At 38.8% G+C, this 24,698-nt stretch carries 17 protein-coding genes, 1 pseudogene and 2 riboswitches; of the genes and pseudogenes, 9 read left to right on the top strand and 9 right to left on the bottom strand.

Features of this window, described 5'->3' with window-relative positions; genetic code table 11:
• Nucleotides 1-437 precede the first annotated feature (437 nt).
• Nucleotides 438-530, top strand: a riboswitch (TPP riboswitch).
• A 204-nt stretch (nucleotides 531-734) separates the two neighbouring features.
• The 3 genes from ED605_RS11290 to ED605_RS11280 all read left to right on the top strand — a co-directional run bounded on the left by ED605_RS11290 (nucleotide 735) and on the right by ED605_RS11280 (nucleotide 3,149).
• Complete coding sequence (locus ED605_RS11290) at nucleotides 735-1,454, top strand: TenA family protein (protein WP_121978997.1); 720 nt, start codon at nucleotides 735-737, stop codon at nucleotides 1,452-1,454.
• Nucleotides 1,451-2,029 (top strand): ECF transporter S component, encoded by a 579-nt coding sequence (locus ED605_RS11285; protein ID WP_121978996.1) that lies wholly within the window; start codon nucleotides 1,451-1,453, stop codon nucleotides 2,027-2,029. The genes ED605_RS11290 and ED605_RS11285 overlap by 4 nt, the downstream gene beginning before the upstream one ends.
• Before the next feature lie 232 nt (nucleotides 2,030-2,261).
• The gene (locus tag ED605_RS11280) at nucleotides 2,262-3,149 is read left to right on the top strand and encodes a tyrosine-protein phosphatase (protein ID WP_121978995.1); all 888 of its coding nucleotides are present in this window, start codon (nucleotides 2,262-2,264) and stop codon (nucleotides 3,147-3,149) included.
• Nucleotides 3,150-3,263: 114 nt separating this feature from the next.
• Here ED605_RS11280 and ED605_RS11275 read toward each other — a convergent pair whose 3' ends face one another.
• Both ED605_RS11275 and ED605_RS11270 read right to left on the bottom strand, forming a co-directional pair.
• Nucleotides 3,264-4,817 carry a glycoside hydrolase family 30 protein gene (locus ED605_RS11275; RefSeq protein ID WP_121978994.1) on the bottom strand — a complete coding sequence of 518 codons (1,554 nt, stop codon included), beginning with the start codon at nucleotides 4,815-4,817 and terminating at the stop codon, nucleotides 3,264-3,266.
• A gap of 75 nt (nucleotides 4,818-4,892) precedes the next feature.
• On the bottom strand, nucleotides 4,893-7,388 hold the full coding sequence (locus ED605_RS11270; RefSeq protein ID WP_121978993.1) for a glycoside hydrolase family 31 protein: 2,496 nt from the start codon (nucleotides 7,386-7,388) through the stop codon (nucleotides 4,893-4,895).
• A gap of 461 nt (nucleotides 7,389-7,849) precedes the next feature.
• Here ED605_RS11270 and ED605_RS11265 point away from each other — a divergent pair, with 461 nt between their 5' ends.
• Nucleotides 7,850-9,274, top strand: coding sequence for an MFS transporter (locus ED605_RS11265; protein WP_121978992.1), 1,425 nt, complete (start codon nucleotides 7,850-7,852; stop codon nucleotides 9,272-9,274).
• A 209-nt stretch (nucleotides 9,275-9,483) separates the two neighbouring features.
• Here ED605_RS11265 and ED605_RS11260 read toward each other — a convergent pair whose 3' ends face one another.
• The 3 genes from ED605_RS11260 to ald form a co-directional block, all read right to left on the bottom strand.
• A complete protein-coding gene (locus ED605_RS11260) occupies nucleotides 9,484-11,256 on the bottom strand; it encodes a phosphatase PAP2 family protein (protein ID WP_121978991.1) in 1,773 nt (590 codons plus the stop codon).
• 182 nt (nucleotides 11,257-11,438) lie between these two features.
• Nucleotides 11,439-12,875 (bottom strand): APC family permease, encoded by a 1,437-nt coding sequence (locus tag ED605_RS11255; RefSeq protein ID WP_121978990.1) that lies wholly within the window; start codon nucleotides 12,873-12,875, stop codon nucleotides 11,439-11,441.
• Between the two features lie 13 nt (nucleotides 12,876-12,888).
• The gene (ald, locus tag ED605_RS11250) at nucleotides 12,889-14,004 is read right to left on the bottom strand and encodes an alanine dehydrogenase (protein WP_121978989.1); all 1,116 of its coding nucleotides are present in this window, start codon (nucleotides 14,002-14,004) and stop codon (nucleotides 12,889-12,891) included.
• A 690-nt stretch (nucleotides 14,005-14,694) separates the two neighbouring features.
• Here ald and ED605_RS11245 point away from each other — a divergent pair.
• Nucleotides 14,695-15,447 (top strand): 3-oxoacyl-ACP reductase, encoded by a 753-nt coding sequence (locus tag ED605_RS11245; protein WP_121978988.1) that lies wholly within the window; start codon nucleotides 14,695-14,697, stop codon nucleotides 15,445-15,447.
• A 205-nt stretch (nucleotides 15,448-15,652) separates the two neighbouring features.
• Here the strand turns inward: ED605_RS11245 and ED605_RS11240 are convergent, their stop codons facing one another.
• A complete protein-coding gene (locus ED605_RS11240) occupies nucleotides 15,653-16,816 on the bottom strand; it encodes a M20 metallopeptidase family protein (RefSeq protein ID WP_121978987.1) in 1,164 nt (387 codons plus the stop codon).
• 167 nt (nucleotides 16,817-16,983) lie between these two features.
• On the opposite strand from ED605_RS11240, the gene ED605_RS11235 reads away from it, so the two are divergent.
• The 4 genes from ED605_RS11235 to ED605_RS11220 all read left to right on the top strand — a co-directional run bounded on the left by ED605_RS11235 (nucleotide 16,984) and on the right by ED605_RS11220 (nucleotide 21,226).
• Nucleotides 16,984-18,162 carry a hypothetical protein gene (locus ED605_RS11235; protein WP_121978986.1) on the top strand — a complete coding sequence of 393 codons (1,179 nt, stop codon included), beginning with the start codon at nucleotides 16,984-16,986 and terminating at the stop codon, nucleotides 18,160-18,162.
• Between the two features lie 21 nt (nucleotides 18,163-18,183).
• On the top strand, nucleotides 18,184-19,452 hold the full coding sequence (locus tag ED605_RS11230; protein WP_225419117.1) for a M20/M25/M40 family metallo-hydrolase: 1,269 nt from the start codon (nucleotides 18,184-18,186) through the stop codon (nucleotides 19,450-19,452).
• Nucleotides 19,453-19,610: 158 nt separating this feature from the next.
• A riboswitch (TPP riboswitch) is annotated at nucleotides 19,611-19,700 on the top strand.
• Between the two features lie 42 nt (nucleotides 19,701-19,742).
• Nucleotides 19,743-20,306, top strand: a complete 564-nt coding sequence (locus tag ED605_RS11225; protein ID WP_121978984.1) for an ECF transporter S component — start codon at nucleotides 19,743-19,745, stop codon at nucleotides 20,304-20,306.
• Between the two features lie 2 nt (nucleotides 20,307-20,308).
• A complete protein-coding gene (locus tag ED605_RS11220) occupies nucleotides 20,309-21,226 on the top strand; it encodes an ABC transporter substrate-binding protein (RefSeq protein WP_121978983.1) in 918 nt (305 codons plus the stop codon).
• An 84-nt stretch (nucleotides 21,227-21,310) separates the two neighbouring features.
• Here the strand turns inward: ED605_RS11220 and ED605_RS11215 are convergent, their stop codons facing one another.
• The 3 genes and pseudogenes from ED605_RS11215 to ED605_RS11205 form a co-directional block, all read right to left on the bottom strand.
• A complete protein-coding gene (locus ED605_RS11215) occupies nucleotides 21,311-22,642 on the bottom strand; it encodes a M20/M25/M40 family metallo-hydrolase (protein WP_121978982.1) in 1,332 nt (443 codons plus the stop codon).
• A 13-nt stretch (nucleotides 22,643-22,655) separates the two neighbouring features.
• Nucleotides 22,656-23,861, bottom strand: coding sequence for a metal-dependent hydrolase family protein (locus ED605_RS11210; RefSeq protein WP_121978981.1), 1,206 nt, complete (start codon nucleotides 23,859-23,861; stop codon nucleotides 22,656-22,658).
• 114 nt (nucleotides 23,862-23,975) lie between these two features.
• Nucleotides 23,976-24,581, bottom strand: a pseudogene (locus tag ED605_RS11205) (amidohydrolase family protein); the annotation flags it as partial.
• Nucleotides 24,582-24,698 lie beyond the last annotated feature (117 nt).

The raw sequence follows: 24,698 nt of genomic DNA, 5'->3' as shown, positions 1-24,698 counted from the left end.
TGAATCACCGTCCCCGCCGCTGTTTAAGCTATAGTTGTCCAGCAGATGTTATGCCACAACTGGTTTAACTTCCTAGACCAATTATAAGAATAGGCCGTTAGTGTTGCACTTAACTTGACAATCGAGGAGAATATAAATTCCGTAGCACATACCAATAAAATCAGCTACCCAAGGGTCCGTCACGATTCCTCCAAGTCTTTCCGTTTTGGATAACCACCATCTCCGTAGAGTTAAATTAGTTGTAAAAGACGGTAGTGTGTATCCGGTACCCACTTGACTAAGATGCCGGGAGCGACTCTTTATCCTTAATCGTGGGTTTTATTATACACTTGTAATAACTCATATCAAGATTTCTTGTAATCTCACAATTTCAAGCTAGTCCTTGACATTTAAGCCAATCTCGTCTTAAATGAATTTGTATCATAATTAAATACGTTTCTTGTGGTCTGGGGTGCTTTTAACTAAGCTGAGATAAACCCATGGAACCTGATGCAGTTAGTACTGCCGCAGGGAGACCATTTTCAGTATCTTTTGATAATAGATAATTAGCTGAAAGTCCACTTTTGAAATTTTGGAAGTGGGCTTTTTTATATCTACGTAGTCAAATAGCTACCGACAAGATGCGAGTTGAGGTGATAATGGCAAATTGATTGATCTAGGAAAAACAGTTTGAAAAGCGAGGACTAAGTGGACTCTAAAACGATTATTTTCATAAAATTAGGAGGAAGTTAACGATGTCATTTTCTCAATCTTTAATTCAGGATGCGCAACCATACCTGGAAGCCAATAAGCAGAATGCGTTTATCCAAGATGTGATCAACGATCAATTGACTGTTGATGCGCTCAACTATTATATTCAACAGGATTTAAGGTATGCTGACGCTGAAACGATTGTCCAAACGCAATTAATTGCTAAGAGTAAAACGATTAGTGATCAGCGGCTTTTCGCTGACCAGTTAAGTGCGCACCTGCGAACTGTTAACGATCTATTTGAATCTTTGACTAAAAACGTTGGTCGAGATTGGTCAACTCAACGTTATCAGCCAATTCAACCGATGACCTTTCTATACCGGGAGCATATTTTATCCCAAGCTCGGGATGGGTCTTTGATAGATGTTTTGGCACCTTTCGAAGCCGGCATTTGGATGTACATTGAACTTGGAAAATATTTGAAAGCCACTAATCGAATTAAACCCGATAATAAATTTTATACCTGGGTTCAAGATGTTCAGGATCCGGCACTAGCTGGGCCAACCGGTATTTCCAATCATTTCATGAAAGTGATTGATCGGGAGGCTAAGTATTTAGATGATCAGCGGTTAACTTTAGTTAAAGAGAACTTTTTGCGAAGTTGCTTGCTGGAATGGTATTTTTGGGAAGCCGCTAATAAGCAGCTGACTTGGGTAGATTTTGAAAGATCAGCATTCAAAAATGATGGGAGTGGGTTATTATGATTCGATCTGGGCATTGGCATATTCAGCAAATTATTCTGGTCACACTGATTGGCATTGTTTGTGGCGTAATTTATCAATACGGGATTAATTCAATCTACAATCTTTGTAAAGTGCTGGTGGGGCCAACTGGATTAAGCCCATTTGTGGATAATATTTTTGCGGGACTATGGTTTATTGCCGCTCCGTTAAGTATCTATTTTGTGCCGGTAATCGGGTCGGCAACGATTGGTGAAACACTAGCTTCCTTAGTAGAAATGTTTCTTGGAGGTCAGTGGGGTGCATTAACGCTTGCCTATGGGATCGTTCAAGGAGTCGGCAATGAATTTGGCTTTTTCCCAAAAAACTACAAATCATTTACGTGGCAAGCCTGCATTTTAGGTGCCATTGGTGCGGCCGTTACCAGCTTTGCCTGGGATTATTTTGTATCGGGATATAATCACTATGGTTTGGTTATGTTACTGTCATTATTGATGACTCGGGTTATTTTCAGTATCTTATTAGATGGGGTGCTGGTTAAACTCATCACATTGCAGTTTGATCATGTTTGGCAAAAGGAAACGACAACGGCAAAATAGCCAAATTTTTAATTGAGGAATTGCAGCTCATCTGTCGCATACAATTTTGTGGACTTAGGTGAGCCGCTTGTTAGTTGAGGGATTTAAATCGGGATCTTGCTGGCAAATTTTTATCACCTAAATTTAAGTGAAAAACTATTTTCACAATTTTTACCGCCGCTTTACACCACCTTTACATGATTTTGATACCATAACTTTGGTTCAAAAACTAATTGGGGAGCGTTATTTAAAAATGAAGAAATCAATTCTATCAGTTATGGTTGCTTTAACATTAAGTTCGACTGGTTTAGCAATTGCATCACCAGTGACTAATCTATCATCACAAACGGTAACGGCTGCTAAAAAATCCGGGTATGGTGTCGGTTCACAGATTAAGCTCACGGGCGCCGTTAATGTTCGAGATCTCGGTGGCTATAAAACGACTTCCGGACTAAAAGTAAAGCCGAATTTATTAATTCGTTCAGCCAAATTAAACCAGCTGACAAAACATGATCAGCAGGTGTTAGTTAAACAACACCATTTGGCGGTTGATGTAGATTTGCGGACGCCGGCTGAAATGAAATCTGCCCCAGATGTCAGAATGAAAGGGGTTAAATACATCGCTGATTCGGTTGTTTCCAATGCTGAAGGTAAATCAAATGATCAGATTGCTAAAAAGAATGGGGAACAGGCGATGATTGATTACTACAATTATTTTGTCGATTCGAATCAGGGTCGAAATGCCTACAAAAAACTGTTTCATGAACTCTTAACCGTTCCAAAAGGGAAAGCCGTTTTGTGGCATTGCAGTGCCGGAAAGGATCGTGCCGGCTTTGGGACGGCGTTGGTTTTGTCAGCTTTGGGTGTTGATAAAAAGACAATCTACAAAGATTATTTATTATCCAACAAGTACCGAAAACAAACCAATGCGGCCGCGTTGGCAACTTTGAAGAAAAAGGGCGCCAGCGATAAGAAACTCAAAAGTACCCACTATGGTCTAATTGTTGAAAAGCAGTATTTAGATCAGTCTTACAAAGATATTCAAAAGCACTACGGCTCAATGATGGGCTTTCTTCATAAAGGATTGGGATTGAGTAACTCGGATCTTCAGCAGCTTCGTGGGAAGTATTTGGAGAAGTAGCAGTTTTAATGTTATTGAAAATAAGGATTCTATATAATTAGCGGACTAAAACGCTGATTACACGGAATCCTTATTTCGAGTTTTAAATAAAAAACCTTAACTCGATTGAAATGCTTATTGTTCCTCACCAGGTGCAACGTCGGTTCGATAGTCTGGCGTAGGATTTAATTTGAAACTATTATCCTCTGGGACTTTGGACTCGTTGATACTAACTCGTGATTTGTGCATCGTTACAGTCCCCCAAGCGGGAACTGTAACTTTCTGCCATTGATTTCCACAGCCATTAATAGTTACAGCGGTTTCAATCTCCTCACCGGTTGGATTATATAAATGCGCAGATACCGAACCATCTGGTGCTAAAAAGGCTACCGAGCCAATGCTTCCCGTATATCCATCAGTCGTATAATTGGTTGATCCAATAACCTTTGATCCAACTGGTACATCTTGGCCAAAATTACGTAACATATAATACTCAAGATTGCGTTGGACTTTACCCGTTGTATGATCAATTGTCACAACGCCACGCCGGCCGGTTGAATCTGCAGCATTAGGTAATCCCCGCTCATCGAGAGCTAAATTCCAAAGGGTAATCATACTTAAACCATTATGAACAAGCCAGTTACCGATTACACCAAACATGATATGGGATGCATCTTCGGGTGTTTCACGCATCATGCATCGGCGTTCAGTCATAATCATCGACCAATTTGAAAAAGCACGGCTAGCATGATACAGGTTATCATAAGGTTCCATGTAAGTGTGTAATGCCAGTCCATCAAAAACCATTGCCTGTTCTTGTGGAACTTCTTCAGTAATTGGCTTTGTCAGAGCATGTGGGCTGTCATCTAAGAAATACATTTTCGTATCTGGAAAGGAATGGTCTAATGCTGGTCGCAAGAAATGGTAGCCAAAATCGGCAAGTTGTGAAGGTGTCCAGATCATGGCGGGCCAATGAGCCGCATTAGAAGGTTCATTTTGAATGGTAACCCCATAAATAGGGATCCCTAGTTTTTGATATTCCTTTATATATTGCACAAAATACTGTGCATAAACATATTCAATACGATCTTTATCTTCATACCCATTACCGGTGAACTCACCAAATCGTAAGTGACCGCCATAAGTTAGATGACCTGTATTTTTCATCCATGCCGGAGCCGACCAGGGCGAAGCAATCACTTTAACTGCCGGATTGATTTTCAAAATCTCTTGTAAGATTGGCACAATATGTTTTAAATCCTTAGTTGCGTCTTTAGTCCCAGGCTCTCCTTCACCGATGGAAAACTTTTGGAGTTCAGCATCATGCTCGCCTGACGGTACATCATCGTAAGTGTAATATGCTTGGCTTTGGAAGTCACAGGAGCCTAATGGGACTCGTACTGTAGAACAACCGCCTTGCATTGGATCAAACAATTCATGTAATAAATGATCACGTTGTTTAACGTTCATCACGTCCCAAATCAGTGAGGCTGCTGAATCCGTGATCGCCGTCCCCACACCAAGCCAATCTTGATGTTTTTCTGCAGGATCAATCACAACCTTTGTTGCATAGTTGACAGAAGATGTCACTGACGGTGTTGCAATATGATCACGTTTTTGAGACAAGTCTCCTGACGTGGCCGTCCAAAATTCATTTGGAAATTTTAATGAAAACTCACTATTTGACATAACTAATTACCTTCCTAATTTACTTATTTTAACCTGTATTCACAGTGCTATAAGTTCATTTGATAATTGGCTTAACTAAATTGAAATCAAATCTTTCATACTAAAGTTAAGGTCTACCGCATAATTTTCATCTTTTGGATTAGGATATCGAATTTCAACCTGACGAGTTTCACCATTGAAATACCAACCTGATTTAGTAGCTTCAAATTTCGATGAGTTTAAGTAACGAGTCAGTTCTTTAGTACCCAAATGAACACTGAGTGGAGCTAATTGAGGACAACAAACCGACAGTTCGATCGTTTTAACTCGAGTTTGATACTGACCACTTCGGTTAAAGGAAACTTTTACTCCTTTGTTAATCTTTTGAGAGGTAACGACTGTCCGTAAGGAGTTTCCTCTTAAATAGTTATTTGAAACGCCATCATCTTCATAAACCGTAAAAGTTGCAGTTTCACTTGGCTCAATTAAAAAGTTAAGTTTGTCAATAACTTCATTGTGAAGGTTCATTAATCCTAGACTACGCGGAATGATACTTCCTGTTCTTAAAAACATGGGAATACTACCTAGATCGACCGGAATCGTAATAGTTTGACCGCCGTCATAATAAGTGGCGGTTTTTAAATCCATCCAATCTGCACCTTTAGGTAAATAGACATCTTTTTGAGTTTGTCCTTTGTCCAAAACATTAGCGACTAGTAAAGACGAACCAAGCATGAATTCAAAGCTTTCTTCTGAGACGGCCGGATCGTTTTGAAATTCGTAAACCAATGGCCGCATAATAGGGGATCCTTTCGTTGAGGCTTCATACAACAGAGAGTAAAAATAAGGGATTAATGAATATCGTAACTGAATTGCAGCTCGAATATACTTTGTATAGTTTGGATAGGTCCACGGTTCAGTGACTGTATTGTCATTATTGCTAGAATGAATCGAAAATCGGGGCTGGAAAACGCCGTTTTGAACCCAGCGAACAAACAATTCAGGTTCCGGAAGAGGACCATCGAAACCGCCGATGTCACAACCCTGATTAGCTACGCCTGACAGTCCCATTCCTAGAATTGTCGGCACATTATACTTAACATTTGTCCAACTTGTATAATTGTCACCGGCCCAAGTCTGAGCATAGCGTTGAATTCCGGCAAAGCCTGCTCGGTTAATAAGGTAGGGCCTTACGTTAGGTGCCTGTTTCTGGACAGCTTTTTTGGCAGTTTTAGCCATCATGGTCGACATAATTGGTTTTAAAGAACCAACTGGTTTTCTCAACCCCTCCGCATCAACTTGTGCTTGAGTATTATTAATTTCATATTCATTATTATCGTTCCAGATCGAAGTGATCCCAATCGAAACTAATGAATCAATCATCTTTTGTTCCCAAGCATCACGCCCATGGGGATTCGTAAAATCGATAAAGTGAGCCTTGCCGCCCCAATACTGATCAACTTGGTCCTCTTTACCGTCTGGCGTTTTTATATAGGCATCTTGATCGCTAAAAGTTTTAGCTAACGGATGAGTTACTAACATCCCAGGCTTAACATTAGGTGCTAATAAAACACCACGTTTTTTTAATTCTGTGACAAATTCCCTAGGATTTGGGAAACGTGACTTATTCCAATTAAAGACATAGCGTTTACCGTCATCGCCGGTAGTGTAACCTGAAGATAAGAAAAAGCCGTCACATGGAATCCCGTTTTTCTTGCAAGTATCTACAAAGTCTAAAATGGCTTGATCAGAATTTTTATCAAGTTCCGTATAAAACATGGTGGATCCCATATATCCTAAGGAGGCTATGGGCATCATGGCGGTTTTCCCTGTTAAATCAGTGTAATGCTCAACGACGTCCTTGATCGTTGGCCCACCAATAAAAAAGACATCTAAATCTCCACCATCGCACTGAAAATAACTGTATCGTTTCCAATAATTACTGTGCTCACAATCCATATCAAAAACAGAATCATAAGTGTTGTTATAAAATAAACCGCTCGCGATATTATCTTCAGTATTAAAGTCGATGTAAAATGGAATCATTTTGTATAATGGATCTGATTTGGCAGCATTCCAACCTAAGGAATCAGTATTATGCATGCGCATGCGTCGTTTAAACTTATTAAGTTTCCCAGATTTTTCTCCAAACCCATAAAATTTGTTATGATCTCCCATTACGCTATAGTGAAAGCTTCTCCCCAAATCATCTTGCAAGAATGATCGCTTTGGCAAGTCTTTATGCAACACATTGCCATTTTGATCTGTGATCGTAAAATAAAATGGATCAATATGAACGTGTAGGGTATATTGACCATTCAAAATTGTATATTCATCTTGAGCCTTTTGAAGGTTAATTACATTTGGCTTAACTCGTTGACGTTCATCAGCCAATAAGTTATCTGTTTTATCAGCCCAGGCCGTTTTAATTAATCCATAGGATGCTTCTGGGGCAAATTTATCGTCGAAAGTGCCCCGGATACGAATAATGTTGTCGTCCAACAAATAAATCCGAAACTGGGCACCATCTGTCTTTAGATCTAAATGATCTTGCTTATTTGTAAGATTTAGTAGCTTAGAACTCGTTTTCATAATGCGCCTCCGTAATAAATGAAGTTCTGATTACAGTTAAGGAATATATGTCGAAAATTTTACTTAAAAAACAGTGATTTTAAGTAAAAGTAATATACTAGATATTCCTGTATACAACCACTTTATCTCGAAAAGTAAGCGCTGTCAATCCAGCCGAATAAATTTTAACAATAATTGTTCACCGTTTAAAGGGTTCTTCTTATCGTTTAAATCATTAATAATCGCAATTACTAACTGTTTTGAGATTAAAAATTTAAAAATAACTATTGAAAGCGCTGTCTTTTAATGTTATCCTTTGGTTATCTTATATATCAGTCAAAAATTTAAGAAGAGATGTATCGACTTTGAAATAAACAATCAATTATTTTTAATCACTTTTAAATGCGATTTCAACTAAGCGATACTCTTTCTTAATTTTTGATCTAGAATATAAATTTTGATGATTTTAGAGGTGGAATATTTTGGATAAGACACAGAAAACGGTTACTGTTTCTGCAAAACCCTTTGGATTTAAAGATAAAATTGGTTATATGTTTGGCGATATTGGCAATAATTTCTCATTTAACGTGGTCAATTCGTTTTTAATGATTTTTTATACTAACGTTTTGGGATTGACTGGCGCCCAAGTGGGAATCTTGTTTTTAGCTGCTCGTTTCATTGATGCTTTTGCTGATATTACGGTGGGGCGTTTGGTTGATAACAGTAAACTGCATAAAAATGGGCGTTTTCAACCATGGATGAATCGGATGCGATATCCTCTAGTCATCTTTTTCATATTGACATTTGTCCCCTTGGTTAAGGATTTGGCATTACCGATGCGCTTAGTCTACGTCTTTATTACCTACTTGGGTTGGGGAATCTTTTACTCATCAGTTAACATTCCTTATGGCTCAATGGCTTCGGCAATTAGTAGTAATCCAAATGATAAAACATCATTGTCGACTTTCCGTGCCGTTGGTTCAGCCTTAGGTTCGGCAATTACGAGTTACATTCTGCCGATGTTTATTTACATTGGTGCGTCACAAAAAATATCAGGCAACCGCTTTTTCTGGGTGATCTTGGTTTGCGGAATTTTAGCTTATACATGCTATGCTTTAACTACTGGTTTGACTACCGAACGTGTTCGAACCGAAAAGAGTCAAAAAGTACCAATGAGCAGCTTAGTTAAGGGTATGTTTGCCAACAAAGCTTTGATGGTGTTGGTCTTGGTTGACATTATGATCGTTATTAATCAGAATTTGTCTGGTACCATGATTTCTTATCTATTTAATGATTATTTTAAGAGCAAAACTGCCATGTCCATTGCACTAATTTTCAACTTTGCGACAGTTATTCTACTGGCACCATTCGGAACTTGGATTACTAACAAATTTGGCCGTAAAGAAAGTTCAATTGCCGCCTTACTTTTTGGGGCTGCTATGTATGGCATTCTATTTATTGTTCATACCCACAGTGCCATTTTCTATTTAGTAATGTTGTTCTTTGGATCGTTGGGAGCCGGAATGTTCAATCTAATGGTCTGGGCATTTATTACCGATGTCATTGATAATCATGAGGTCTTAACAGGGACTCGAGAAGATGGAATTGTTTATGGCGTCAACTCTTTTGCCCGTAAAGTTGCCCAGGCAATCGCCGGCGGGTTTGGTGGCTTCATGTTGACTTTTATTGGCTACCAATCATCTACTTCTGGCGGGATTTCCCAAACGACAGCAGTTGTTAACAAAATTTACCACTTAGCGACTGGTATTCCAACATTTTGTCTATTAGTTGCCGCATTGTTATTGCTCTTATTCTACCCATTGAGTAAGAAAAGGGTTAACGAAAACGCTTCTAAGTTAGCTAAAATTCATGCTGAAAATACTGAAGAAGAAGCAGCTGATAATTAATGATTTTTCGTTCTCCAATTTTTCGTTACTTAATCGATAAGCTTTAATGACAAATGAAGACAAGGATTTTAAATGTTGGAAGGCTTTGTCTTTTTGAAAGAAATTCTAAAAACATGACAATCGTTGGATATTCAACAATTGTCATGTTTTTCAGGATCTTAATTTTTTGTGCGAATAGGTGAATAGAAAGTCATAATAAAAGTAAGATTTTAGTGAACCAGTTCGACAGTCTTTTGAGTATATTTTACGTGGTAATGCCCATATTTTCCGTTAATTTTAACTTGTTTGAATTTGCCCAATCGCTTATGCACCTTAATGATCACTAATTTTTTGGCCGGCCGCGAGTTTAGACTCACCACTAACTTACCTGCAAATCGCCCGTTTCTTTGGACAGCAAGACGATTATTGCTGGAAAGTTGAAGCGTCCCTTTACTGGTTTGCGCATAATGCCCCTTAACGGTTACTTTCCTAGATGACAAGTTAAGTGTGCCACGAGAAATTTTAACATTTCCTGAACCCAGCGCATTTTGTTTACCGGCAATCAAAGTGCCACCTTTAATGACCACGCCACCTTTGAAATGGTTAGCACCTAGAAGCTTTAGAGAACCGGTTCCTTTTTTGATTAAGGTACCGTCACCGGAAAGGTTGTTTCGCCACGTATCCCGGGCATTAAACAGGCCCTTGTGAGCGTCCATGTTAACCGTGGTATTCGTTAGTAAACGACCAAATCCGTTGGCCGCCTTAAATAAATTCAATCGTCCCCAACCTTCCGGATCCTGCGTCAGTGGGTAACCGGCGGTAAACCCAGTGGTATAGAGGACCTCTCGACGTTGAGTAGCATTTAAATAAGGGAAGCGGGTCTTCAGTAAGACTTCGGCACCCTTGGGTACCCGCATCGGTACTTTGGTGGAAGAGAGGGGCTTAAAGCCATAAGTCATGCGAAGGGTATAATTTTTTAAGTTCTCCTGATAGTTTTGATAATCATCCTTTCCCTGAGTTAATTTAGACTTGGCGAGGACTTTTTGGGCATTTCCATAAGCTTTTTGCGCAATCTCTTTATTCTGGGAATTATTTAAAACCGCAGCTGCAACCGCAGTCCCCAGTACCCGACCACCCATGACGGCAAGCGGTGAATGGCGGCCAACCAAAATTCGGTCATAGCCAACTTCTGAAGAGCGCGTAACCAGTTGTTGGAATCGTTCAGGGAATGCATAGGCCATTGCTAAGCCACTTTCAAAGGCTTGAGTAGTATGACCACTGGGAAAATCGTAATCGTTTTGTGGTGTCGCATCAAACGCCGCCTTCAAATAAGGATTAACCTTCACCTGACTGTCCTGACGAAAGGGGCGGACATATTTGTAATATTGTTTAGCATTACCTGATGATGAGTAATAATACAAAGCCATCGTATCCACTAAGTTGACCATTGGTCCCAATTGAGATTTATCGTCAGCCCAGATTAACCCCGCTGATGGATCGTCTTTGGTGTCGGCTGGCAGCTCATGGGTTGGTAAACTGGTATACTGCGTTTTGGCATTGGCTTTTTGAATAAAGCTATTGGCATACGGTCCCAGCCCCCGAATCAGGTCATAGGGACTATCTTCACGATCAGTTAAAAAAGATCGCAGCTCTTCGGTTTTAGTAACATGTTGCGAAATAGCTGCTGATTTATCGAGGTTTTCTTGTAAAATCTTGGGATTCTTCTTGGTACCATCACCCGACCATAGCTGTCCAAAGGTATTAGTGAATAGCGCCGTTGATGGGTTAGTTGCCGGTGTTGTGTTGTCCTTACGATTTAACAGGTATTGATCAATGTAATACCCGTAACTGGACTTATGGGGTGCCAGCAGCTCGTTAACCCGCTGACTAGATAAGGCATTTGCGTGTGCGACATCTTGCGACAGTAACCCCACAGGAACTGATAAAAGTACAGCTAAAGAAGTGAATAGAAATTTTTTAACATTACGATGGTGATTACGCATGAACTTACCCCTCCAATATAGATACAAAATATGAAACTTCTCCTAAGAAGTACAATACGTTAGGGAGGTAAAATTTCTATTATTAACACGTAAAAAATATGTAAAGTAAAAAGGCCTGAATGTCTGAGACCTTTTTACGTGATGCTTATTAATTTTGATTGAGAAACAATGATCACCTTCCATTATTTGGCTTGATTAACCAGTGGGCTGTCTCCATTAGCCGACTCACTGGCATCTTCGGATTTGACCTGTTCGAAATCAATATGATGACGCGAATAAAGCGTGAAAATGATGCCACCAATAATTAACCAAACAAAGTAAGTGATCCAAGCATCCAGTGACGTGCTGACCAATAGAATGACGCAAAACAGCATGGCTAAGATTGGGATCGTGTACTTGAACGGTAATTTAAACGGCCGTTCCAAATCCGGTTGTTCCTTTCTTAACAGAATAACGATAAAGGAAATCAGAAAGAAGACACACAAGGACCCGACATTAGAAATCGTTGCCAACTGTCGCACATTGGAAACGCCTGCGATAACCGCGCCAATCGATCCGATTAACCACAGCGCATGATTTGGACTCTTGCTGTTACGATTTAATTTTGATAAGGTCTTGGGTAGGAAGCCCCCACGACTCATGGACATCATAATGTTTGACGCTGCGTAGACAAACGCGTAAACCACTGCCAGAATACCAATGATCGCCCCGACCGAGACAATTTGAGCAACCACGTTGTGTCCTTTAACCATCAGCACATAGGCCATCGATTCCGGCACATTTAGTTGCCGATAACTCACAACTCCGGTCATAATCAGACTCACCAGAATATACAGCACGGTCACGACCAATAAAGAAATGATAATCGCTTTCGGCAGGGTTTTCTGGACATTCTTGGTTTCTTCGGCCGAAGTTGCCAGGGCATCGAACCCTAAAAAGGTAAAGAAGACTAATGATGCTCCCGAGAAGATTCCTTGAACACCAAACGGCATGAAAGGTACCCAATTAGCTGAATTAACATCCTGACTTGCCAAAAAGATAAACAGTAGAATAACTGCCAGCTTAATGATAACCAAAACGTTATTGAAAATCTTGCTTTCACCAGTTCCACGCGTAAGAATCAGGGTGATTAACAAAATCATCAGAACCGCTGGTAGGTTGATGATACCACCGTTCGAAGGCGACGCGATCAACGAGGCTGGTAAATTAATGTTGATTTCTGAAAGGGAGGCTTTCACATAACCGGTCCAGCCATTTGCGACCGTCGCCAAAGTGGTGATATACACGCCTAAAAGCGTCCATCCAGCTAAAAAAGCAGTTCGTTGACCAATGGCTACCCAGGCATAGACGTAGGCACTTCCCGAGTTCGGAATGCTGGTCGTCAGCTCCGAGTAACACAGGCCGACCACGGCACTTGCCAAGCCGGCAATTAAGAAAGAAATAATAACAGCCGGACCAGCAGCCGTAGCGGCAACGATCCCGGTTAAGACTAAGATTCCCGTTCCGATAATGGCGCCGATGCCCATAATGGAAAGGTCAAATAATCCTAACGTTCGTTCTCGTTTACTATCTCGCGCATTTTTGAGAACTAGGTCAATATTGATTCGACTATTTTTCATAATAGAACCCCGCTTAGTTGGTCGTTGTCGCCTCGTTAAACTTGACATATGGTAAGTTCAGGCTTTCGGCAACCGCTTCATTTGTTATCCGGCCATCAAAGGTGTTAATTCCGGTTAGAACTGTGTTGTCATGAGCGGCCTCGTTAAGACCTTTCTTGGCAATCTCAATCGCATACGGCAGAGTAGCACTGGATAATGCATCAGTAGCCGTTTTTGGGACTGCACCCGGAATATTGGCTACCGTGTAATGAACCACACCGTGGGTGACATAGATTGGATCATCATGGGTGGTAGCTTTAATACTGGTTTCAAAAATTCCACCTTGATCAATTGGCACGTCCACGATTACTGAACCGTCTTCCATGCTATCAACCATCTCAGTCGTCACTAATTTAGGTGCTGTATGCCCTGGAATCAGTACGGCACCAACCACTAAGTCGGCATGTTTAACGGCCTCACCAATGTTATGCGAATTTGAGATTAAGGTTTGAACCCGCCCATTGAAGATATCATCAACCTGAGCTAAACGCTGAGCATTGATATCCAAGATCGTCACGTTGGCATTTAATCCAACGGCAATCTTCGCGGCATTAAAGCCAACTGTTCCGGCACCGATAATGACGATATTGCCACGATGAACTCCGGTAACGCCAGCCAAGAGAACCCCTTTACCTTGGTGTGGTTCCTCTAAGAAATGAGCGCCAACCTGAATGGACATTCTGCCGGCAATTTCGCTCATTGGGAATAGCAATGGTAAACCACCATTTCGACCAACCATTGTTTCATAAGCTACCGCCGTTACTTTGTTCTCCAGTAAGGCTTCGGTTAAATCAGGATCCGCGGCTAAGTGGAAATAAGTGTAAATGATCAAACCTTCGTGGAAATACTTATACTCTGCCGGTAGGGGTTCCTTGACCTTGATAATCATATCAGCATCCCATGCTTCATCGGTCGAGCCTAATTTAGCTCCAACGGCAGTATAAGCACTGTCTGGAAAGCCCGAACCGGTGCCGGCATCCTTTTCAACAACCACTTCGTTGCCAGCATGAACCAAAGCATTAACCCCGCCTGGTGTCATACCAACCCGATTTTCCTGTTCCTTAATTTCCTTAGGAATTCCAATTTTCATAATAACTCATCCTTTCTTGAATGCGCTTACATCTGTTACCAACCATAAAATACCATGTTGATTTGGGTAATACAAATAAAAGCATTTGATATTCATTTATTTTTTTGTAAATATAAAATATACTGTTTATTAATAAAAAATATAGGCGGTTATCCTAACAATTAATAATTTATTCACAATAGAGAGCTAACCTTCTTTAATTTTGATAATATCACTCATTGACTTAGTTTACGGGCTTATTTAAATAGCCATAATAATAAATAAATGATGATAAAAATGATAATAAAAATACAAAATAAGTTTATAGATGTTTGCGAGTATTCATGAAAATGTGAGATGCTCTGAGCTGATGACTTATTCAGAAACTTTGTACAAATATTCTTAAAATTAAAATAAATGTATTAATTTTAGCTTCTTGGTATACTTAGTCAGAATTTTGCTTTTGGGGAACTAATTGATATATAGAAACAGAATTTTTATGGAGAATGCGAGTAAAATGAATGTAGTTGTGAGAGGACATGTTACTAGAAGCGCCGTTAAGCTGAGAATCAGACTCTTATTACTTGTAAGCTAGTGTTTGTGCAAGGAAGTTATCATGTTATTCGAGTAAAGCTATTTTGGCTTGAGGATTGAAGATGCTCTAAGCTAATATTGTAAATTAGTAAAAATATGCTTTGGAGGTTTTAAATAATGGTGAAGACAGTTTTAGTGACGGGTGGTAGTCGTGGATTGGGAGCTCAAATTGTTAATCAATTTTCTAAAATTGGATATAATGTTGTGATTAATTATTATCAGCATCAGAATTTGGCCGATCGGCTGGTATCTCAAATTGGGGATGATAAAGCAATTGCCCTTAAAGCTGATGTTCGAAACCGTCAAGAAGTAGATCGTATGACCGAACTGGCATTGAAAAAATTTGGGTCAATTGATACAGTTGTTAACAACGCTTTAGTTGGGTTTAAATTTGATCCGATTGCTCAAAAATCCTTTATAGAACTGAAGTGGGATGATTATCAAGCGCAACTTGACGGCACACTTAAAGGTGCTTTTAATGTCATTCAGAGTGTTCTTTCAAGTATGATAAAGCATCATTTTGGGCAAATTGTGAGTATTGGAACCAATCTCTACCAAAATCCAGTTGTAGCGTATCATCAATATACGACTGCTAAGGCTGCATTAATCGGTTTTTCACGTAATTTAGCAGTAGAATTGGGAAAGTATGGGATTACTGTAAATGTCGTGTCAGGTGGCTTACTAAAAACAACGGATGCCAGTTCTGCAACAACTCCTGAAGTTTTTAAGATGATTCAAGAAAATACGCCATTAAGAAAAGTTACAACACCAGAGGACGTTGCTAAGATGGTGGCTTTCCTTGGGTCTGAACCTGGTCGTGGTTTGACGGGACAAAATGTGACAGTTGATGGTGGCTTAACTATGAATTAAACATTAAGTGTAAATAACCAAAAAGTGGCTGGAAGATAAGTCGAAAAATGGTCGTAAATCAAAGGAATCCCGTGTAATCAGCACGAAAAATTGTTGATTACACGGGATTTTTATTTTTAAATATAGATCAAAATTTTGAGTGACACCTTTATGGTCTCAGCTTCTTTTTTGCAAGAAGTGAAGCACTTGGAGTTAGAATTTAAATTTATAATTTTTCGCCATTGCTTAAATCATTTAAAAGTCGCTTGGCAACCCTAACATGTAACTGAGCTGCGTATTTCAAACCTTCAGGATTAGCAATAAAATCGGAGTGATGTAAATTTGAATTTCCCTTACTGCCAACAAAAACATAGCAGCCAGGAACGTGCTCTTCAAAAGAGGCAAAGTCGTCATCTGCATTGGTTTTTTCAGCAGGAATAACCTTCATAAATTTACTGGCTTCTTGATACACTCGCTTTGTGATGGAGACATTATTATTTACCTGAGTTGGTCCTTGGTCCCAAATAACATCTGCGTGTTCATCATAAGCAAGTGCGATTTGTTCTGCAATTTCTTGTAATCTTTTTTTTGCAAGTTGTCGACTTATTTCCGAAAAGGCTCGAATAGTTCCAGAAAAAGAACAACTATCAGGGATGACGTTGTTAGTATGGCCTCCACTTATTTGACCAACGGTAATCACTAGTCGTTCAGCTGGATCAATATTTCGACTTACAATAGATTGCAAAGACGTAATGATACTGGCAGCTGCTACGATTGGGTCTTGACCTGTATGCGGCATTGCGGCATGAGAGCCTCGGCCATGGATAACAATTTGAAAATTATCATTTGAAGCCATTAGTTTTCCTGATTTTATAGCAACTGTCCCGACAGGAATTTTCGGCATGTTATGAATTCCGAAAATGGCTTGTACATCTTGAAGGACGCCAGCTTGAATCATCTGCTTGGCACCAAAATGTTTTTCTTCTCCAGGCTCAAAAAGTAAGCGAACACTACCGTTTAAAGAATTTTTCTCCTCTTGCAAGATTTTTGCGGCACCAAGTAGCGAAACCAAGTGAAAATCATGGCCGCATGCGTGATCTACACCGGGAATTTGCGAGTGATATGGTAGGTTGGATTCCTCTTGCAGGGGGAGGGCATCAATATCTGCTCTAAGAGCAACTATGGGTAGTTTAGAGTTCCCTTCTATCTCAGCAACGACGCCGGTTCTTAAACCGTATTTTTTTATGGGAATGTTAAGGTCATTTAGATTTTTAATGATTTGTTGAGTTGTCCAAGTTTCCTTTCCTGATAATTCAGGATGCTTATGCACATTAACCAATAATTTATACATTAAATCTTCCAATGATTCATTAGCTTGTGACATTTCCATGTAAAGGCCTCCTTAGGGTTATCGTTCTCATCTACAATTAATTTTTAGAATATTTTCTTGACAAATTCTTGTGTAAACGGCATAATTGTCACAACAATTTCTAATCTTAATTTAATATTGTATCCTTGAGATACGATTTGGTCAATGATGAATTGGAGGAGTTAGTAATGGAAAATGTATTGGCACTCGCTCTTGTGATGCTATTTTTATTCATTGGTGAATGGGTTTCAACTTTAAGCCGAGCTTATATTCCATCAGTATTTGTTACAGCGGTTTTGTTTTTAATTGGGTACTGGACGTTTGTTCCTAAAAATATTACAAGTACAGCTACTTTTACTCCTACTTTTGTCGGGGTCGTTCAAGCAGCTTTATTAGTACATATGGGAACATTGATGGACTTAAAAGTTTTAATCAATCAATGGAAATCCGTATTAATTGCTATTAGTGGAATTTTAGGAACTGTCATTTTAGCAATGGGAGGTGGCTTACTACTGTTTAATTGGCATACAGTTATCGCTAGTGTCCCACCTCTAACTGGAGGAATTGTAGCAGCCTTTTTGATGACGGATGGACTAAAGGCACAACACATCACAGCATTAGTATCATTTCCTGTTTCAATGTTTGTAATGCATAGTATTATTGGTTATCCATTAACGGCCGCATTGTTGAAAAAGGAAGGAAAGCGACTCCTCAAAAATTTTCAACCGGGAGAAAAAGTTAAAGTTTCCAAGGATCAAGAAGTACTTGAAACAACTTTTGGTACTAAGCGCCCCCTTAAGCTGCCAAAAGTATATAAAACTTCTGCTTTTCAAATTTTCTTGGTTATGGTTTTGACAGGGTTAGGGCTTTGGCTTGGAGATTTAATGAATGATGTGATTAGTCCATATATTTTATGTTTAATAATTGGCGTAATTGCACATCAATTTCATATTTTGGATGACCATGTTTTGGAGAAGGCGGGGGTGTTCAACTGGTTCATGTATGGGTTATTGGCTTATATCTTTTCCTTTCTTTCAGAAGTAACGCCTCAAAACCTTTTCAGTATTGTAATCCCGATCTTAACGATGATTGTTCTTGGAATTTTAGGAATGTTTTTAGCTTCTGCAATCCTAGCAAAACCATTGGGATTTTCACGCGAAATGGCTTTTGCAAGTGCTCTAACTGCATTATTTGGATTCCCAGCAGACTATATTGTAACTCATGAAGCGGCTCGAAATTTAGCAAAGAACAAGGAGGAAGAGGACTATATTTTAGAAAATACATTACCTAAGATGTTGGTTGGTGGGTTTGCAACTGTATCAGTTGCTTCCGTTATTATTGCCTCAGTCTTTTTGAAATTGCTTTAATTACGTTGGAGGTTAATGTGGATGAAAGAATCAGAAAAAATTGAAATTCTCGAAAAACTTGTGGATATTGAGACGGTAAATGGGAATGAGAAGGAGGCAACTGACTACTTAGTCTCCGTGTTGAAATCACATGGTATTAAAACTAAAGAGATTTCTCAATTCCCTAATCGAAGTAATTTTATTGCTCAAATAGGGAGTGGTAGTCATCCAATTTTAGGATTAAGTGGCCATTTGGATACCGTTCATCAAGGGAGCCTAAAGACCTGGAATAGCGATCCGTTTAAAGCAACAATTAAAAATAATCGAATATACGGACGGGGCACAACTGATATGAAGGCTGGCTTAGTTCAGTTTGTAATAACTTTAATCGAATTAAAAGAGGCTAGTTTACCAAAGAATGGAACAATTCGTTTGTTAGCAACAATTTCTGAAGAGTTGACTGAACAGGGTGCTGCTTATCTATCAGACAAGGGATATGGAAAAGATTTAGATGCCGTTATTTTTGGTGAGCCCACTGGAGTACCTGTTACAGAAATTAATGATTATTTTGCAAGTGGTGGTGCAAAAATTAATCCAGAACAATTAAGAAAGCTTCTCAATAATGTTAAGCAAGTATCGACGCCAGAACAACATTTTATTTTTGGCGCTCACAAAGGATGGATGAGCTACACTGTTACTTCTCGTGGAAAAGCGGCCCATAGTTCAATGCCTAAATTAGGAATCAATGCGATTGATAATCTGATTCAGTACTATATTGAAGAGAAAAGATTCTATCAGTGTTTGCAAGAATCTAGTGAGATACTGGGATCCACTATTTATGCTCCGGATATTTTCAATGGTGGGAAGCAAGTTAATAGTATTCCAGATTTTGCTTACGAGACAGTTAAGGTCAGGACAATTCCAGAATTGCCTAATGATCAATTGATCTTGCGCTTGAACAAGATAATTTACCGTCTTAACCAAAATGATGGGATGAATTTAAACTTGAAAGTTGAAAGAAGCGAAATCCCAGTAGCTAATAAGTGGAATGGCAGATTAACTGTTTTATTAAAAAAGTATGCAGATCAGTACCTGCATGAACCATTGCCACTGCCAGTTATTGGGGCATCATTAGGGACTGATGCTTCTGAATTTCGTAGAAATAATTCCACTGGGGAATTTATTGTTGTTGGGCCGGGAAATACAACAGCTCATAAATCAAATGAATATGTTGAATTAACGGCATTTTTAAACATGCAGCAGCTTTTCAAAAGAGTTGCTTTGGAATATGTAGATGGGTTTTCCAAATAGAATGTTAAAGTTTACCAAAAAACATAATAATAGGGGAATTACTGAAAGTATCAGATGATTTCTACTTAATTTTTTGGAACGTTAATATTTGGTTTGTTGAAACTAAAGCTTGATCACTATTTTTTAACATATGGATTAACTATGTGATATGATTAGGATAATGTTTAGTGGGGTGCCCTTAGGCTGAGATTAAACCCTTTGAACCTGATTCGGTTAGTACCGGCGAAGGAATTTTTTTATTGAACTTTTCCTTTTGATGACACCTCTCTTTTTACGGAGCTGTTTTTTATATGCGTCAATTTACACTAAAGAATATTATTCTTTTGACTTTGATTTCGTTATTTTTTGGAGTGATCTATTGGTCTTTAGGACCAATTTATACAGCTTTAACAGCTTTTTTAACACCATTTGGTTTAGGACCGGCTGCAAATGATGTCTTAGAAGGAATTTGGGTAATGGCTGGTCCCTTGGCTGGATTTGTTTTTAAACTTCCTGGTGCAGCGACATTGACTGAAACATTATCCGCTGTCGTGGAAATGTTTATTGGTGGTCAATTTGGAGCAGCAGCTATTTTAGCAGGACTGTTGCAGGGCTTTGGAGCTGAACTAGGCTTTTTATTAACAGGCTATAAATTTTGGAATTGGTTTAGCTTAGCTTTGAGTGTTTTCTTCGTGACCATTATGACTTTCGCAAGAGAGTTGATCTTTTATGGTTATGCTAAATACGCATTGTCATATCTTTTGTTACTGTTTATCATTAGATTAATTTCTACTTTTATTTTTAGTGGAATTCTTAACATGATGATTCTAAAGATGTTATACAAAACTCAAGTATTAAACGAAACGAGGAAATAGTTTTGAGTAGTAATGTTCGATTAGCACTAGAATGGATTCCGAATACAAATCATACAGGGTTTTACGTGGCTATGGAGAATGGATATTACGCAGATGAAAATTTAGATGTATCATTGTTTATGCCAAATAACCACGGAGATGGCAGAGAATGGTTGTTAAACGGCCAGACAGAATTTGCTATTACGGAGCAAATGTCATTATCAGATATATTTTTAAAAAATAAACAGGCACCGTTGGTTGCTATTGCAGCAATGCAAGATCATAATTTGTCTGGATTATTAACAAATCATTCAATTAATCGTCCAAAAGATTTAACAAAGGGCATTTATGCAACTTTTGGTTATCCAACGGAGCAAGCAATCGTTCGTGACACGGTTAACGCAGATGGTGGTGATTTTAAACAAACGAAAATTGTTACTAATAATATGATATTTGATCCTGTCCAAGATTTAGCTGATAATAAATACAATGGAATCCTTGTGTATCATCATTGGGAAGGTGTTATGGCTAAGCAAAGTCATAATAAAGAAAAGTATCATTTTTACTACGTGAAGGATTATGTACCTGAGTTTGATTATTATACGCCTGTTATTGCGACTAACAGAAATTATCTCAATGAGCATGGTGATATCGTAAGACGATTTTTAAAAGCAACGCGAAAAGGATTTGAATTTGCTGAAGCTTTTCCCAATGAAGCAGCACAAACTTTGATGAGATATGTGCCAGATCGACGATTACAAGAAAAATTAGTTGTGTCAAGCCAAGAGGAGATCAGCCAACATTATCGATCAAAAAATGGTATATGGGGTAAGATTGATGAACATCGGTGGCGAGCGTTTTATCATTGGTTGAATAAACAAAGTATGGGCGAAGAGATCCCTGAATATATTGGATTTACCAATAAGTATTTAGATATTTAAATTAAGTTTCAAGCTATACAAAAAGGGTGAATGTTTGGGAGATACTTAAGTATACTCATGAACATCCATCCTTTTGTTAGCAACTTATTTATAAGACTCCAATAACTTAGCCAAGAAATAAGTTCCTTGTTGATAATCGTTTATTCGAATATTTTCATTTGGCGAGTGGGGATGGCTTCCGGAATAATGAATTCCTACCATCACGATTGGAACATGGAGACTATCTTGAAATTGTTTCATGGGGCCACCACCTGGCATATTTGGAATAAGCCGGACTTTTAAAGGAGTGTAAACTGTATCTGCAACGCGGTTTGTCAACTGAATAAACGGATTCTCCAAGTTGCTTCTGGCAGCATCTTCACCAAGCAGATATTCTAGTTTAACGTCTTCAAAGCCATTTTTAACTAGTTGTTTGCTGATTAAACTAGCAATTTTTTTAGGCTGCTGGTTGGGAGCCAACCGACAGTCGAGTTTTGCAGTTGCTTCTTTTGGAATGATGGTTTTGACTCCTTTACCTGTGTAACCAGCATTCAATCCGTTAATTGTCATTGTTGTGCCATTGACAAGTTCTTCTTTTGGATTGGCGTACACAAATGGCCGCGTCAACCCATAATTGGTTTTAACTTTATCGCTATCGAAGTCCATGCTTTGAGTTGCCTTTTCTTCAGTAGGTGTTAATTTTTGAATGTCATCATAAAATCCGTCAATTGCAATACGATTATCGGAATTTCGAAGTGACGATAAAGCCTGAACTAGTCGCCAAGCAGCATTGTCTGCGTAACTGGCCAATGAAGAATGCAAATCAGCATTTGCAGTTTTAACGTGTAGATTAAAACTTACAATTCCCTTTGCTCCGCAAACAATTTGGAAATTATCATTTTCATCTTTTCCGCCGCCTTCCCAAATACAAGCATCGGCTTTGAGTTGCTCAGCATGGGCTTTAACGTACTTTCCAACGTTAGGACTACCCACTTCTTCTTCTCCTTCAACAAAAAATTTTAAGTTGACTGGAAGTCCACCGTGATTATTAAAGTACTTAACAATCGTTAGACGTGACATTAACTCTCCTTTATCATCGCATACACCACGTGCATACATCTTGCCGTCAATGATTGTTGGCTCGAATGGTTTCGTCCTCCATTCATTTAATGGTTCTGGTGGCTGGACATCGTAATGGTTATAAAAAAGGACGGTCTTATCACTGTTTCCAGTGAACTCTGCATAAATGACAGGATTACCACCTTGATCTATCCACTTTTCAACCTTAACTGCACCTAAGTTGTTAAATTTATTCATTAGCCACTCATCAGTCTCAGTGATTCCTTTATTTTGAGCAGAGATACTAGGAATTTTTAAATATCCTGTTACATTGTCTAAGTTATCTAAAGCAAATTGTTCAACCTTTGTTTGATCCATTTAAATCACCACTTTACTTAATCTTTTTACCATGCTGATACACGGCTTTATCTTCCTGTGTTATAGCGTCAATATTCTGAGTTGGGTCTTTAGCTAAAACTATGAAGTCAGCGTACTTATTTGTTTCAAGTGTGCCATACTCGTCAGAAATACCGAGTAACTCAGCAGCATCTCTTGTTGCTGCAAATAATGCTTGGGTTGGGGTTGCGCCAATCTCGTTGACGAGTAACTGCATTTCTTCCCAAGTACCAGTTTTAAAGTTGTTAAATGGTGTTCCTGCATCTGTGCCAACAATTATTCTGACGCCTTTTTTAAACGCCATAGAAATATTCCTAAAAAAGTCCGCTTTAACTTGATCATTTTTACGAATCATGTAGTCTGGTAATTTACCGCGACCGTATTTACTAATGCTTGCTGCTGCGTTTAATGTTGGAACCAGTCGGACGTGATGTTTTATCATAAATTGGGCTTGTTTCTCATCTACATAAATGCCGTGTTCAATTGAATCAACACCAGCATCAAGAGCATTCTGAATGCCACTATTTCCTTGAGCATGTGCAGCAACTGTTTTTCCTTTATGGTGAGCTTCTTCGACAGCTACATTCATTTCGGAAGGTGTAAGTGCAGTATCATTAATGTTATCACCAGCCGACATAACGCCACCAGTAGCCATTACCTTGATATTATCTGCGCCAAGTTTCAAAGCAGTTCGAACTGCTTTTCTCATTTCGTTTGGGGAATCGGTTAAATATGACCAATCAATTTTGCCATCTGAACCTTCTTTAAAGTCTCCGTGACCACCTGTCATTGACATTGGTCTACCGGATGCGATAATCCCGGGAGCTTTAATAAAATGTTTTTTTGCAAAATCGCGTAATTTTATATCTGTATTAAAAGCACACCCACAATCGCGAATATAAGTGACGCCAGAATCAATTAGATCGCTCAAGTTTTGGAGAGCCGTTGCGGCCACTTCTGTTTCAGATAAATATTCTAATTTATTTGTAACGGGATTCATCATAATATGTGTATGAGCATTGATTAATCCGGGAGTTACATATTGACCCTTTAAATCCAAGAATTGTTTTTTATTAGTAAATGAAGGAGAACCCTTAGAAACTTGACTGATTTTACCATTTTTGACTTCAAACCATGAATTCGATTGAATATTACCGGTTTTGCCATCAAAAATATTAGCATTATAGAAGATAGTTGACATTATTTTCAAGACTTCCCTTTAGAAAAAAGAAGCTAGGCAAAACAGACGGTTTTGTCATAGTTCTTTCTTAGATTGCAATTTATTATAAAGTAGTATTGCTTAAACTTGCGGACTTTAAAAAACACGAATTCCATTTTTATAAACTGCTTTATTCTCCTGTTGGACAGCTTTTACGTCTTTTAAGGGATCGCTATCAAGAACAAGAAAATCGGCATATTTATTTGGCTCTAAAGTTCCGTACTCGTTATCAATTTTCATTAATTTAGCAGAATTTTGGCTGGAAGTTTGTAAAGCTTCAAATGTACTAGCACCCTGTTCTACCATTAATTGTAATTCTACGGGTGTCATTGAAAAATCGTTATAAGGCGTGCCAGCATCTGTTCCGAGAGTAATTGGAACACCACGTTTCCAAGCATGCATAATGTTTTTGTATAGGTCTTGCAATGCATCAGCAGCTTTTTTAATTTCCCAATCTGGCAGCTTTCCCTTTGCAAATTCAGGGATTGCCCAATCTGCAACAAATGTTGGTGTTAAATAAGTACCTTGTTTTAGCATTAAATCAATTTCCTCATCTGTAACATAAAATCCATGTTCAATGGAATCTACGCCAGCTTTTATGGCATTCATAATACCAGGATTCCCTTCAGCGTGGGCTGCGATGATTCGTCCTTTATGATGAGCTTCATCAGCTGCTGTTTTCATTTCTTCAACTGAAACTTGAAAGCTAAAAATCACTTCAATATTGCGTGATTTTTGGCTTTTTCTGATCAAAATTAAAACGCAAGGGCTCCTGCGCTGTATACTTTAATTGACAAAAGAAAGATACAAAGGAGTGCT

The sequence above is a fragment of the Lentilactobacillus raoultii genome (genome assembly GCF_900411375.1).
Classification (GTDB): domain Bacteria; phylum Bacillota; class Bacilli; order Lactobacillales; family Lactobacillaceae; genus Lentilactobacillus; species Lentilactobacillus raoultii.
The sequence above is the reverse complement of the archived record's forward strand: the minus strand, read 5'-3'. Positions and strand labels throughout refer to the sequence as shown.

Coding starts and splice junctions, on each gene's coding strand:
- ED605_RS11290 (WP_121978997.1), top strand. CDS start 735: ATGTCATTTTCTCAATCTTTAATTCAGGATGCGCAACCATACCTGGAA.
- ED605_RS11285 (WP_121978996.1), top strand. CDS start 1,451: ATGATTCGATCTGGGCATTGGCATATTCAGCAAATTATTCTGGTCACA.
- ED605_RS11280 (WP_121978995.1), top strand. CDS start 2,262: ATGAAGAAATCAATTCTATCAGTTATGGTTGCTTTAACATTAAGTTCG.
- ED605_RS11275 (WP_121978994.1), bottom strand. CDS start 4,817: ATGTCAAATAGTGAGTTTTCATTAAAATTTCCAAATGAATTTTGGACG.
- ED605_RS11270 (WP_121978993.1), bottom strand. CDS start 7,388: ATGAAAACGAGTTCTAAGCTACTAAATCTTACAAATAAGCAAGATCAT.
- ED605_RS11260 (WP_121978991.1), bottom strand. CDS start 11,256: ATGCGTAATCACCATCGTAATGTTAAAAAATTTCTATTCACTTCTTTA.
- ED605_RS11255 (WP_121978990.1), bottom strand. CDS start 12,875: ATGAAAAATAGTCGAATCAATATTGACCTAGTTCTCAAAAATGCGCGA.
- ald (WP_121978989.1), bottom strand. CDS start 14,004: ATGAAAATTGGAATTCCTAAGGAAATTAAGGAACAGGAAAATCGGGTT.
- ED605_RS11245 (WP_121978988.1), top strand. CDS start 14,695: ATGGTGAAGACAGTTTTAGTGACGGGTGGTAGTCGTGGATTGGGAGCT.
- ED605_RS11240 (WP_121978987.1), bottom strand. CDS start 16,816: ATGGAAATGTCACAAGCTAATGAATCATTGGAAGATTTAATGTATAAA.
- ED605_RS11235 (WP_121978986.1), top strand. CDS start 16,984: ATGGAAAATGTATTGGCACTCGCTCTTGTGATGCTATTTTTATTCATT.
- ED605_RS11230 (WP_225419117.1), top strand. CDS start 18,184: ATGAAAGAATCAGAAAAAATTGAAATTCTCGAAAAACTTGTGGATATT.
- ED605_RS11225 (WP_121978984.1), top strand. CDS start 19,743: ATGCGTCAATTTACACTAAAGAATATTATTCTTTTGACTTTGATTTCG.
- ED605_RS11215 (WP_121978982.1), bottom strand. CDS start 22,642: ATGGATCAAACAAAGGTTGAACAATTTGCTTTAGATAACTTAGACAAT.
- ED605_RS11210 (WP_121978981.1), bottom strand. CDS start 23,861: ATGTCAACTATCTTCTATAATGCTAATATTTTTGATGGCAAAACCGGT.